Origin of the sequence: Rhizobium sp. NFR03 (assembly GCF_900111275.1) — a bacterium.
Classification (GTDB): Bacteria; Pseudomonadota; Alphaproteobacteria; order Rhizobiales; family Rhizobiaceae; genus Ferranicluibacter.
The window spans coordinates 429,142-441,488 of the sequence record NZ_FOGR01000001.1; the positions used below are offsets into that span (position 1 = coordinate 429,142).

Genomic DNA, 12,347 nt, shown 5'->3' on the forward strand with positions numbered 1-12,347 from the left:
CGGTTGAAAACGGTCTTCCCTACAGCAGATCGAGGCGGACGGGAACCGGGCGCGACCCCGTCAGCCATTACGGGAGAAGAGCGAAGCGAGCGTCTTCGAAGGCTTGGAGAAGCCACCCTTCATGCTCTTCACGATAACCATCTGGGTCACCTCGCCGCGTTTGAAGGCCTTGAGGAAGCGAGGATAGTCGGCGAAGGCGACGCAGCCATGGCTGTCGCCTCGGTTGCGCAGAAGGTAGCTGTGCGCCAGCAGTCCCACGCGACCATGCGGGGCGACACCGTCGATCGGCGTCAGGCGAACGGCCTCGACCCCATGGAACAGCGCTTCGCGCATCGTCACCTTGTAGGTGCCGGGCGGTGTCGGGCCCTTCATCGGTATATGCACGGCGTCGGGATTGTCACGCAGTTTGCCGATCCCGGAATGCGCTTCCAGTCTCTCGCCATTCGGCATGTGCACGACGCCGGCCGAGATGTCGTAATAGGCGACGCCCTTCCGGCTGCCGAACAGCGGCTTGCGCGGCGCCATCGATGGCTCGTCGTCTTCCATGTCGATCGGTGCGTTCGGCTTGGCATAGGCGAGTTGCACCGGCGGCTTGCGAGGGCGCTCGGCGGCGGTCGGGGTATCGTCCGCCTCGATCGTCATGCCGGGACGCGACAGCGGCAGCGGTCCGAGATCCGGCAGATGCTCGGTCGTCTCATCATCGTTGAGAACAAGACTGAAGGGCTTGGGCAACGATCCGGTCGGCAGGGCATCCGGCTCCAGCATCGCATTTTCACGAAGGGGAACGACGACATCCGGACGGGCTTCCAGCGACGCGACCTGAACAGGAGCGGGTGTCGCCGGCTTGGGTGGCAATGCGGCGAGCACGACGCGGTGAACGGTGCTGGCGGACGCGATCTGCGGCTGCGTTCTCGCCGCAGCCACGGCCACGACCGGCGTCTTCACGAGACGCGAGAACTTCGCCACATGCACGATCCGCTCACCCACCGGGCCGCGAGGAATGGCATTCAGACCGAGCGATGTCTCGAATGTCGGCCGCCCACCGGTCGCAAGATCGCCCGCCACACCATGCATGGTCAGGATGGTGCCCATAAGCCAGCCAAGGCCCGCCAGGCCGACACCTGCGGCAAGGAGGCCGGGGACGAGGCGTGAGCGCTGCGGTTTCGCAGAGCCGGAAGAGCGCGGCGAATGGGACTGCTGGCGGAGGGGCCGCGTCTGCGAACGCGTATCGACCTGTCGAACATTCTCAATCGCTAGCGCCATGGAACTCTTTACCCAAATTGTTACGCAATTCGAAAACAGCACTACGCACTGTCGTCGAAGCCGGCCGTTTGGGTTGCCTGGCGCTGATGTTGCGCGCTCCCTAGAACACTGCGGCTAGGCGAAAGAATGGCGAAACATGGTAACCATTTCCTTTACGGGCCTCCCGAAATCTTCGGATTGTCGAAAATGAAAAAGCCGCGGGACCCGCCCGCGGCTTTCTTCGATTCGCGATTTTGGTGCTGCTCAGCCGTCGATGCGCGCTGGAGCTCGCCTTTCCAGGAAGAACCAAGGCCGAAGCCGAACCCCCAGCACGTTGCCCGCGAAGGCGGCGACCGCCCAGAGATACCCATGCAGACTGCCCGACGCGATGCCGGAGAAATAGGCCCCGATGTTGCAGCCATAGGCGATACGGGCGCCATAGCCGAGCAGAAGACCGCCCGCCACCGCCGCAAGGATGGACCTCAGCGGGATATCGAGGCTCGGCGCGAAACGCCCCGCAAGCGATGCGGCCAGCATAGCGCCCGCAATCAGACCGAAATCCATGACCGAGGTGACATCGGCAAAGACGCTTTCACTCAGCGCCCTGGCGTTGGCCGGCGTCTGCCAGTAGGCCCAGGCGGCAGGATCGAACCCGACGAACTGCGCGCCCTTGGCACCCCAGAGCGCGAAGGCAGACGTGATGCCCCAAGGCCGGCCCGCAAGTGCCAGCGTCGCAAAGTTGAGAAGCGCCAAGGCGACAGCGCCCGAGACCAGCGGCCATGGCCCCCGCAGAACTCGGCCGAACCCGCTCCGCGACGATGAGGGCGCCTGCTCCAGCGAACCGTTCCGCCGCCGCTCCACGATGACGGTCAAACCCGCAATGGCGGCAAAGATGACGAGAGAGACGGCGATCCCGCCCCAGGCGCCGAAACTCTGCACCAGCGAAATAGGCGGCAGCGACGGCAGGCTCGTCCACCAGTCGAAATGCACCGTGGCAACGACCGAGCCGATGACGAAGAACAGAAGCGTCACCAGCATGCGCGCATTGCCGCCGCCAGCGGTAAAGAGCGTGCCGGACGCGCATCCGCCACCAAGCTGCATGCCGATGCCGAACATGAACGCGCCGACGATAACGCCGAGGCCGGCCGGAGACACGGAACCCTTCACAGGATTTCCGAAGAGCGTGCCATCGGCCAACGCCGGGAAGAACAGGATGACCGCCAGCGCCAGCAGAACCATCTGAACCCGAAGCCCGCGCCCGCGGCCTTCCGCGATGAAGACCCGCCACGCGGAGGTAAAGCCGAACGCAGCGTGATAAAGCGAGATACCCAGCGCGCCGCCCACCAGGAAGAGCGCACCCTGAATTGGGCCGTAGACGAGGCCGAGAAGCAAAGTACCGAGTAGCAGGACGGCGATGGCGACCAATCCGGGCGCCCCGAGGTTCGGCGCACCAGCAGGCGAAGCCTTGGATGGTGATACTGTTGAAGAGGAAAGAACGGACATGAGGGTAAGCCTCCAGTTTCCTTGGATATAGGAAGCGCGCCTTGATGCTTCGAGCAATCCCGTTCTACCTTCGGTAAAGATGGTGGAAAGATATTCCGGCAGCGACAAACCTTCCCTTGCGGCGTGCCCGCACGCAGACATTTCATCGCCGATGGCTTGCATTGCCCTCGGCCACGCTTATCTCGGCTGTGAACCCGATCCGGAGATCTGCCGATGCCCCTGCCCAAAATCCGCCTTGCCGCCGCTGCCGCCCTCTTGAGCTTCGCCGCCCTTTTGGCACCGGCCGCCGCCGAAACCGTTGGTGATGTCGGCGTCGACTGGACCGGGAACGATATCATCGTGGACGCCGTCAGCGATCCGAAGATCGAGGGCATCACCTGCCACGTGACCTATTTCGACCGCGGCGTGATCGACCGGCTTCGCAAGGGCAACTGGTTCGAAGACCCTTCGAACAATTCCATCGCCTGCCGCCAGACCGGCCCTGTCGTCATCGACGATATCGATCTGTCGAAGGAGGGTGAGGAAGTGTTTCGCTCCGGCCTGTCCCTGATCTGGAAGTCGCTGCAGGTGACCCGCATCTACGATCGCAAGAACAATACGCTGATCTATCTCGCCCATTCACGTCAGGTCGTGGAAGGATCGGCGAAGATGTCGATCTCGACCGTACCGCTCTTCAACCAGCAGGTGACATGGAAGAAAGGCGCGCCGCAATAAGGCGCACCCCATCTCGGCGAGAGCGGCATCAGGTTCGCGTCTCGCTGAGAACCGTATCCGAGGTGACCACGGCAATTCCCGCCTGCGTCATCTCGTCGATCGCGGCCCGGACACCCTCCGGATCGATCCCGCGACTGGCGTCCTCGATGAACCGGATATGCACCTCCGGCATCATGGCACGCGCATCGAGCGCGGAGAATTTCACGCAATAATCCGTCGCCAGTCCGCAAATATCGAGCCGTGTCACGCCACGCGCGATGAGAAGCTCGGAGAGCCCCGTCAGCGCCGTCTGATCATTGTCGCGAAAGGCGGAGTAGCTGTCGACGGTGCGGTCGAGGCCCTTGCGCTGGATCGCGTCGATCCGGCTCTGGTCGAGATCCGGGCGAAGGGCCGCATCCTCGGTCCCTTCGACGCAATGATCCGGCCACAACATCTGCGGCTGGCCGTTCAGCGTTCCCATGGTGAAGGGAACCGCGCCTTCATGCTGCGAGGCGAAACTGCCGTGATCGGCCGGATGCCAGTCCTGCGACGCGACGACGAGATCGTAGCCACCGTCGGCCATCAGCCGGTTGGCAACGGGTACGATGGCGTCACCACCGGGCACGGGAAGATTGCCGCCGGGGCAGAAGCCGTTCTGGATGTCGACAAGCAAGAGGCATTTCATCGGCCGTGCATCTCCCGAGACGTGATCTGGTGCGACAGAGCATAGACCGACCCTGCATGCCGGGCCAGCCCGGCATGCGTTGTCAGAACGAGAGACAGTCGATCAGGCAGACCGATCAGGCGGCCTGGGCCAGCTCGTCGGCGATAACGGTGTCGAGGTTCAGGAAGCAGACCATCGTCTTTTCCAGCGCCACGATGCCTCGGCAGAAGGCCCGCTGTGCTTCAGGAATGATTTCCGGTGCCGACTGCAGATCCTCGCTGCGGATCGTCATCATGTCAGAGACCTGTTCGACCAGCAGGCCGACCAGCTTGCCGGCGATATCCGTAACGATGATGGCGGAACGTTCCGACGGTTCCGTCATGTTCATGCCGAGGCGGCAGGCCATGTCGATGACGGGGATCACGGCGCCGCGCAGGTTGATGAGCCCGAGGACGTAAGGCGGCGTATGCGGCATCGGCGTCACCGGCGCCCAGCCACGAATTTCGCGGATCGCCATGATGTCGATGCAGAATTCCTGGTTGCCGAGATGGAAGGACACGATTTCCATCGAGCTCCCCGACTGTTTGGACGTGATGTTCATGATCAGAATTCTTCCCATTGATCGTTGGAACTGGAGGCCGACGGCGATGCGAACGCGCCGGAAAGCTTGCCCATCAGCGCCTTGGCGGGCGACGGGGCCGGGCGCGAATTCGCGGCAGCCGGCTTTATGGTTGCAGGGCGGATAGCAACAGGGCTTTTGGCGGACGAGGTCTTCGTCGGCGCAGCAGGGCGATAGCTTGACGACGACGTGGCTGTGCGGGTCGAACGCGAAGTCGACGAAGCCGAAGCATAGGAAGCCGCGTCACCACCGATGGCGAACTGTGCGATCAGGCTCGAAAGGCTCTCCGCATCCTGCGCAAGCGTATGGCTGGACGCATTGGTCTGCTCCACCATGGCCGCATTCTGCTGCGTCATCTGGTCGAGCTGGCCAATCGCGATATTGATCTCGGTCAGCCCGGTCGATTGCTCGCGGGCCGCAACGACGATGGTGCGCATATGCTCGTTGATCTGCTCCACATCCGTGCCAATGCGACCGAGCGCATCGCCGGTTTCCTGAACAAGCCGTACGCCGGTGCCAACCTCGGTCGAGGAGCGGTTGACGAGGCCCTTGATGTCTTTGGCGGCACCGGCCGCTCTCTGGGCCAGTTCGCGAACTTCCTGCGCGACGACCGCAAAACCCTTGCCGGCTTCCCCAGCGCGCGCGGCCTCGACACCGGCATTCAGCGCGAGAAGATTGGTCTGGAAGGCGATTTCGTCGATCACGTTGATGATCTTGCCGATTTCGGCGGACGCATCCTCGATACGCGCCATGGCTGCGACGGCTTCGCCGACGATCCGGCCGGACTCCTCGGCGTTGGCATGGGTGCGGCTGACCATCTGGCTCGCCTCTTCCGCCTTCTCCGTCGCGGTGCGAACGGTGACGGTGATCTGATCGAGCGCAGCGGAGGTTTCCTCCAGCGAGGCCGCCTGCTGTTCCGTACGCTTGGCAAGATCGTCCGCCGCAGACCGCATCTGGCGTCCGTTGGCGGTGATCGAAGCACTGTTGTCGCGCATGCCAGAAAGAACGTTGCGGAGCTTTTCCACGGCCTGATTGAAATCGAGGCGAAGCGATTCGAGATCGGCGCGGAACGGCGTGTCGATGGCAACCGTCAGCTGGCCATCGGCAAGCTTGTTCAGCGCCTGGCCGAGTGCACTGACGGCAACCTGAACCTGGCGAGCATCGTCGGCCGCCGTCATTTCGCGCTGACGACGATCGGTATCGTTGAGGCTGCGGCTGTCCGCGGCATCGCGCTCCAGCCGCTGCTTGTCGATAGCATCGGTACGGAAGCGGTCAACACAGCGGGCCATGTCACCGATTTCATCGCTGCGCTCCACCGCGCCGACGGGCGTGGCGTAATCGCCGCCATGAATGCGCTGCATGCTGTCGCGAACACCGAGGATGCCCCGACGCAGGATATTGCCCTGAACCGTCAGAAGCCCGAGAACGAATACCATAGCGCCGAGGCCGCAGACGAACTGCCAGACGAAAGCCGAGCGCGATATCGCGTTTGCCTCTTCGACACGCATGCGCATCAGCGTCATGCTGGTATCCGCCAGACTGTTAAAGCGCTCCGTCAGTTGCGAACCCGCCGCGTCGATCCGGTCATCGGCGGCATCGAATGCGGCTTCGTCGGCGCCCGCTTCGACCAGAGCCTTCAGGTCCGTCTGTATGGATCGCGTCAATTCGGAAATCATCTGGGGAACGCCGTCCCCGAGGTTCGGCTCACCGATACCCGCTGCGAGAGCGGCAATCTCGCCACTGGCGGAAGTCAGGGTCGATGCGGCCGCATCGATTTCCTTCATCCGGTCGGGCGCGATAACCCTGGCATCCTTGTCAACAATCGTGTCCATGGCAGCCAGGACAAGGTTGAGGCTCGCAACGCGTAGCTGGATGGCCCGGTTTTCCGCTGTCTTCGCGACGCTCGCCTCGGCAAGGACGCGCTCGATCTGCCGATGCTCATACCAGCCGGTGGCGAGGATCGCACTAATTCCGACGAAGGTAACGACACCCAGCGTGGCAAGCCTCTGGCTTACGGTCAGGGATTTCTGGCGTGTCTCATGATGCATGATCGAGGTCCGGAATGGCGCGAACCGTGTCGCGCGCAGGTGGGATAGCAGCGGTCACAGATGGCGATGGCGGGAACGGCCGACCTCATGTCGACGCGCGGGAAAACCTGCACGGAAGAAAAGCATAACAGCAATGCGTTAAAGATCTGGTAAAGATAACACGTCTTCGTTCCCGCTTCTGGCGCGGATGGAAATCGGCTACAAGAACCGCATGATGGAACGTATTTCGCCCGGCAGCGCTACCAGGATTGCTCTCGTCGCCGCAGGCCTCCTGCTGGTGGGCTGGGCCGGCATGCTCGGCTGGTGGGCACACGGCCCCGACATGGTACTGGCGCTTGCTGCTGGAAGCCTGTCGCTCTGCTTCTGAGATCGCGCTGCGCACATCACAGTGAGAATGACGCGGTGCCGCGGACGTGATCCCTGCTGTCGAGGGCCTCGCGCAAATCGATTTGCGCTGATCACCACTTGGCTTTAAGCCTTCATCGACATCGCGTGACGGGGACGGGCTGACATGAAACTTCTTCGAATCGTGCTCTGGATTGCCGTTCTGGTCACGGCGTCGGCGCTGGGGTTCCTGACCTATAAGATGACCGAGACGAAGGAAGCGACGGCGGGCGGCCCATTCGGCGTTCCCTTCACGCTGGTCGCGCAGAATGGTCAGCCCATCACGGAGAAGGCACTGACCGGCCGGCCTTCGGCCGTGTTCTTCGGCTTCACCCATTGCCCGGAAGTCTGCCCGACGACGCTGTTCGAGATGAACGGCTGGCTCGCCAAGGTCGATCCCGACAACACCAAGCTCAACGCCTTCTTCGTCACCGTCGATCCCGAACGCGACACGCCGGAGATCCTCGGCCAGTACGTCTCCAACGTTTCCAGCCGCGTTACCGCCATTTCCGGCGCACCGGACAAGGTCATGGAGATGGTCAAGGGCTTTAGGGTCTACGCCAAGAAAGTCCCGCTCGATGCGCAGAAGCCGGACGGCGACTATACGATGGACCATTCGGCCTCCGTCTTCCTGCTGGATGCGGAAGGTCGTTTTCGCGGCACCATCGCCTATGGCGAGAACACCGATACCGCGGTCCAGAAGCTCGAAAACCTCATCAAGAGCTGAGCGCACTGTGCACGATCGGGCATTTTGGCCGTGCAATGCCGCGTGGCCGTGGTAAAGCGCTCATCCGAAGCTCTCCAGACCTGAAGGACCACCCGTGGCTGATTTGCGTCTTTATCTCACCACCACCGAAAAAGGTGCCGACAGCATTCTCGCTTTGATGACCGATGCCTTCGAGGACGAAGGTTATGCCATCGCCACGATGGAGATCGATGAGAAGCGCGACATCTGGGAAGCCTCTCTCTATCTCGACTTCGCCGAGGAGGAGGAACTGCGGGCGCGCTTTGCGGAGATCGTGAATGCCTGGAAGCCGGGCACCGAGATCCTGCGCGAGGAAATCCCCGATATCGACTGGATCGCAAAATCGCTCGAGGGGTTGAGCCCGGTTGCCGCCGGCCGGTTCCTCGTCCACGGCTCGCATGACCGGGACAAGGTGCGCGCCGGCCAGATTGCCATCGAGATCGACGCCGGCGAAGCTTTCGGCACCGGTCATCACGGCACCACGGCCGGTTGCTTGGAAATGATCGAAAGCGTCGTTCGCTCGCGCACCGTCACCAATGCGCTGGATCTGGGGACAGGCAGCGGCGTTCTCGCAATCGGGCTGCGCAAGATCAAGAACGTGCCGGTCCTGGCAACCGACATCGACCCGATCGCCACCCGGGTCGCTCGCGAGAACGTTCGTCGCAACGGCATCGCGAGCGGCATCGCGGCGGTAACCGCCACCGGCTTCCAGTCGCCCGCCTTTGGCGAACACGGGCCGTTCGACCTCATCATCGCCAACATTCTCGCCCGCCCGCTGATGCGCATGGCGCCGGACCTCGCACGACACCTCCTGCCCGGCGGCTCCGTCATTCTCTCAGGGATTCTGGCCGAACAGCGCTGGAAGGTTCTGTCGGCCTACAACGCCCAGAAGCTGCGCCATGTCCGCACCCTCTGGCGCAACGGCTGGGTCACCATCCATCTGGATAGCCGCGCCTGAGGCGCCGTACCCCCGATACGACAATACGCAGAGAATACAAAAAGGCCGTCCGATGCGGGAGCATGGGACGGCCTTTCGAAAACGTAGGCGATGCCGAAGCATCGCCCGTGACCGGCAAGCCGGCCAATGTCCGCGAGCAAAGGGAGGAGGATCGCTCAAGCGGACTCTGCGTGATCCCAAAACGGCGCCCGGAGGGAGGAGGAGAAGGCAACCGATCGAACGGATCACTCAGAAGATTGCCCTGAGGCATCTGCGGGAACGGGTTGTTCGCAGCCCGTCCGTTGGCAGTGCTTCTAGCGCATTTCCGGACAACGGCTAGGGGCTGACGTGAATAGGTGCCATGCGGAATCCGCATAAGTATGATGAATGTTTCACGGGCGCTTTGGTTGTTGCCTCTGCTGTTGGGACATCGGGACCGGATTTGCTATAAGCGGAACGTCCCATCTCATCCGCATGCAGGAAGACATTATGTTCCAGTCGTTCGACGTTACCTCCACTCCGCAGTTCGGCCGCGAACGGGTTGACGGTCTGCGGGCCTCTTTCGATGTGCTGGGCATCGATGGCATTCTCGTGCCTCGCGCAGACGAGTATCAGGGAGAATACGTTCCCGCCTCCGCCGAGCGGCTGGCATGGCTTACAGGTTTCACCGGATCTGCCGGCATCGCCCTCGTCCTGCGCGATGCAGCCATCGTGTTCGTGGATGGGCGATACGTCACGCAGCTTGCCGAACAGGTAGATGGCGCGGTCTTTACCGGCGGCGACCTGATCGGCGAGCCGCCGCACCTCTGGATCGAGCGCCATGCGCCGAAGGGCTTCCGCCTCGGCATCGATCCATGGCTGCATACGGGAGCGGAGGTGCGCAAGCTGGAAGCCGCATTGACGAAGATCGGCGGCACGCTCGTCCACCTCGACCACAATCCCCTCGACCGCCTCTGGAACGACCGGCCCGACGCGCCGATGGGTCACGTTATTATCCAGAAGATCGAACAGGCCGGCATCCTTGCGACCGAGAAGATCGCCGACATAGCCGAAACGGTGGTGAAGGCCGGCGCTGCCGCCGTCATCCTCACCGATCCCTCCTCCGTCGCCTGGACGTTCAACCTGCGCGGCAATGACGTTCCCCACACGCCGCATCCCCTCGCCCGCGCCATCATTCACGCCGATGGTGGAGCCGAAATCTTCCTTGATGCCCGCAAGACCGGCATCGAGGAAAAGGCCTACCTGACCCAGATGGCCGAGATCGCAGCGCCGGAAACCTTCGAAGCCCGTATCTCGGCACTGGCCGTATCCGGCGTGAGCCTCATGCTGGACCCCGACCACGCGGCCTTCGCGCTTGCCGACCGCATCCGGAAGGACGGCGGCACCGTCATCGAAGCGGCGGACCCCGCCCGCCTTCCCCGCGCGCGCAAGAACCCCGTCGAACTTGAAGGCTCTGCCCGCGCACATCTGCAGGATGGTGCGGCGATGGTCGAGTTCCTCGCCTGGCTCGATGGAACGACGCCCGGCACCGTTACCGAAATTGCCGCCACCGAAAAGCTGGAGGCCGTGCGGATCGCCTGCGGCGAGCGGCTGCAAAACCCGCTGAAGGACATTTCCTTCGACACGATTGCCGGTGCGGGGCCGCATGCGGCCATCATGCATTACCGCGTGACGACCGAAAGCGACCAGCCGCTTGAAGCGGGAACCATGTTCCTCGTCGATTCCGGCGGGCAATACGTCAACGGCACGACGGACATCACCCGCACGGTCGCCATCGGCGACGTGCCGGAGGAACAGAAGCGCTTCTTCACGCTGGTGCTGAAGGGCATGATCGCGATCAGCACGGCGCGCTTCCCCAAGGGCTCGCGCGGCGTGGAGCTCGATCCGCTGGCCCGCATCGCCCTTTGGAAGGCCGGTGCGGACTATGGGCATGGCACCGGCCACGGGGTGGGTTCCTACCTCTCCGTCCATGAAGGGCCGCAACGCATCTCGCGCGCCGGCATGCAGGAACTTCTGCCGGGCATGATCCTCTCCAACGAGCCCGGCTACTACCGGCCGGGCGCCTTCGGCATCCGGATCGAGAACCTGCTGCATGTGCTGGAAGCAGCTTCCATCGAGGGCGGTGACCAGAAAATGCTCGGCTTCGAAACGCTGACTTTCTGCCCGATCGACCGCCGCCTGATCCTGCCGACGCTTCTGACGGCCGAGGAACGTGCCTGGGTCGACGCCTACCACGCCGAGACGCGTGAGAAGCTGATGCCGCTCATCGATGGCGCGGATGTGAAAGCATGGCTGGAGGCTGCGACGGCCGCACTTTGAAGCATTGAAAGACGACCTTCGGGCCGGGGGCACTCCAGTTTGTCAGGGATAAGTGGAATCCGGTTATCCCGAAGAGACAAACGACGACAAGGGAATCGAGAGTCTGGCTGGTTCAGAATGAACCTGCCAGACTCTAGCCCCTTGGCCTGAAGGGATGATCAGAACATCCCCGTGTACCGGAGCGCCATCACCACTGCCCATCCGGCAAACAGCATCGGCAGGGCCGACAGTCGCAGGCCGACGAGGAAGGCGGCGAAGATTGCGATCGTGACATCCGCTCCGCCATAGAAGAGCGCCGGCGCAACGAGCGTCGAAAGAACGGCTGCTGGCACGGCGTTCAGCGCGGCTTCCATGCGCGGCGGGATGCGCTCCATCCGCGCCATCATGATCGCGCCGCCGATGCGCGTGAGATAGGTGGCAAGGGCCGCGAGGAGGATGATGCCGACCAGACGAAGGTCCTGCGGCAGAAAATGATCGAAGCTCATCGGGCAGTCTCCCCGGATTTCACCGGCAGGCAGGCGGCGAGCACGACACCGGCCAGCGCTCCGATGCTCACATGCCACGGCGAGCCGACGAGGTGCATCGCGATCACCGATACGACGGAGCTGACGGCCACCACCGGCAGCCAGTTGTCACGGCTGCGGAAGCCGAGCACCAGTGCCATGAAGTAGATCGGCAGCATGACATCGAGCCCGATCGCCTTGGGATCGCCGATCAGACCGCCGAAGACGGCACCGAGCAAGGTCGCGACCAGCCACGGCAGGTAGATCGCGAGGCCGAGCCCCATGTACCAGACGAAAGTCACCGGCTCGCCACGCTCGCCCCGCTTCTCCGTTTCCGCATATTGCGGATCCGTCAGCAGGAACAAGGCGGCAGCCTTCTGGACGAGCGAGAAATGCGCGATGTGGCGGGCCATGGATGCGGAATAAAGCACGTGGCGAAAGTTCACGGCGAAGACAGAAAGCACGATCAGCCATGGCTGGACGGCATGGCCGAAAAGATCGAGCCCCACCATCTGGCTCGCACCGGCAAAGACGGTCGCGCTCATGAACACCGCATCGAGGATACTGAATCCGTTGTCGATCGCCAGCGCGCCGAACAGGGCGCCGAAGGGAGAGGCGGAAAGCACGATGGGAACGCCACGGCGGGCGCCGTCCCAGAAATCACGAGATGTCATAATGAAGATCCAAGGG

The 12,347-nt window shown here is 63.0% G+C and carries 12 protein-coding genes; 5 read left to right on the forward strand and 7 right to left on the reverse strand.

What is annotated here, in order from left to right; all coding sequences use genetic code 11:
• Positions 1-60: 60 nt before the first annotated feature.
• Complete coding sequence (locus BSG19_RS01955; protein WP_092984330.1) at positions 61-1,263, reverse strand: DUF2778 domain-containing protein; 1,203 nt, start codon at positions 1,261-1,263, stop codon at positions 61-63.
• A 243-nt stretch (positions 1,264-1,506) separates the two neighbouring features.
• Complete coding sequence (locus BSG19_RS01960; protein ID WP_092984331.1) at positions 1,507-2,745, reverse strand: YeeE/YedE family protein; 1,239 nt, start codon at positions 2,743-2,745, stop codon at positions 1,507-1,509.
• A 213-nt stretch (positions 2,746-2,958) separates the two neighbouring features.
• Between BSG19_RS01960 and BSG19_RS01965 the strand changes: the two genes are divergently transcribed.
• Positions 2,959-3,459 carry a CreA family protein gene (locus BSG19_RS01965; protein ID WP_092984333.1) on the forward strand — a complete coding sequence of 167 codons (501 nt, stop codon included), beginning with the start codon at positions 2,959-2,961 and terminating at the stop codon, positions 3,457-3,459.
• A 28-nt stretch (positions 3,460-3,487) separates the two neighbouring features.
• On the opposite strand, the gene pncA is transcribed toward BSG19_RS01965, so the two are convergent.
• The 3 genes from pncA to BSG19_RS01980 all read right to left on the reverse strand — a co-directional run bounded on the left by pncA (position 3,488) and on the right by BSG19_RS01980 (position 6,769).
• Positions 3,488-4,123 (reverse strand): bifunctional nicotinamidase/pyrazinamidase, encoded by a 636-nt coding sequence (pncA, locus tag BSG19_RS01970; RefSeq protein ID WP_092984335.1) that lies wholly within the window; start codon positions 4,121-4,123, stop codon positions 3,488-3,490.
• 115 nt (positions 4,124-4,238) lie between these two features.
• Positions 4,239-4,703 carry a chemotaxis protein CheW gene (locus tag BSG19_RS01975; protein WP_092934375.1) on the reverse strand — a complete coding sequence of 155 codons (465 nt, stop codon included), beginning with the start codon at positions 4,701-4,703 and terminating at the stop codon, positions 4,239-4,241.
• 2 nt (positions 4,704-4,705) lie between these two features.
• The gene (locus BSG19_RS01980) at positions 4,706-6,769 is read right to left on the reverse strand and encodes a methyl-accepting chemotaxis protein (RefSeq protein ID WP_092984337.1); all 2,064 of its coding nucleotides are present in this window, start codon (positions 6,767-6,769) and stop codon (positions 4,706-4,708) included.
• A 211-nt stretch (positions 6,770-6,980) separates the two neighbouring features.
• Here BSG19_RS01980 and BSG19_RS25940 point away from each other — a divergent pair, with 211 nt between their 5' ends.
• The 4 genes from BSG19_RS25940 to BSG19_RS02000 all read left to right on the forward strand — a co-directional run bounded on the left by BSG19_RS25940 (position 6,981) and on the right by BSG19_RS02000 (position 11,154).
• Positions 6,981-7,136: a hypothetical protein gene (locus tag BSG19_RS25940; protein ID WP_170865830.1), complete on the forward strand. Its 156-nt coding sequence runs from the start codon at positions 6,981-6,983 to the stop codon at positions 7,134-7,136.
• A 144-nt stretch (positions 7,137-7,280) separates the two neighbouring features.
• Positions 7,281-7,880 (forward strand): SCO family protein, encoded by a 600-nt coding sequence (locus tag BSG19_RS01990; RefSeq protein WP_092984340.1) that lies wholly within the window; start codon positions 7,281-7,283, stop codon positions 7,878-7,880.
• A gap of 94 nt (positions 7,881-7,974) precedes the next feature.
• Positions 7,975-8,856, forward strand: coding sequence for a 50S ribosomal protein L11 methyltransferase (locus BSG19_RS01995; protein WP_092984341.1), 882 nt, complete (start codon positions 7,975-7,977; stop codon positions 8,854-8,856).
• Between the two features lie 468 nt (positions 8,857-9,324).
• Positions 9,325-11,154, forward strand: coding sequence for an aminopeptidase P family protein (locus tag BSG19_RS02000; protein WP_092984343.1), 1,830 nt, complete (start codon positions 9,325-9,327; stop codon positions 11,152-11,154).
• A gap of 158 nt (positions 11,155-11,312) precedes the next feature.
• Here the strand turns inward: BSG19_RS02000 and BSG19_RS02005 are convergent, their stop codons facing one another.
• Together BSG19_RS02005 and BSG19_RS02010 are read right to left on the reverse strand one after the other, a co-directional pair.
• Positions 11,313-11,639 (reverse strand): AzlD family protein, encoded by a 327-nt coding sequence (locus BSG19_RS02005; protein WP_092984344.1) that lies wholly within the window; start codon positions 11,637-11,639, stop codon positions 11,313-11,315.
• The gene (locus tag BSG19_RS02010; RefSeq protein WP_092984346.1) at positions 11,636-12,331 is read right to left on the reverse strand and encodes an AzlC family ABC transporter permease; all 696 of its coding nucleotides are present in this window, start codon (positions 12,329-12,331) and stop codon (positions 11,636-11,638) included. The genes BSG19_RS02005 and BSG19_RS02010 overlap by 4 nt, the downstream gene beginning before the upstream one ends.
• Positions 12,332-12,347 lie beyond the last annotated feature (16 nt).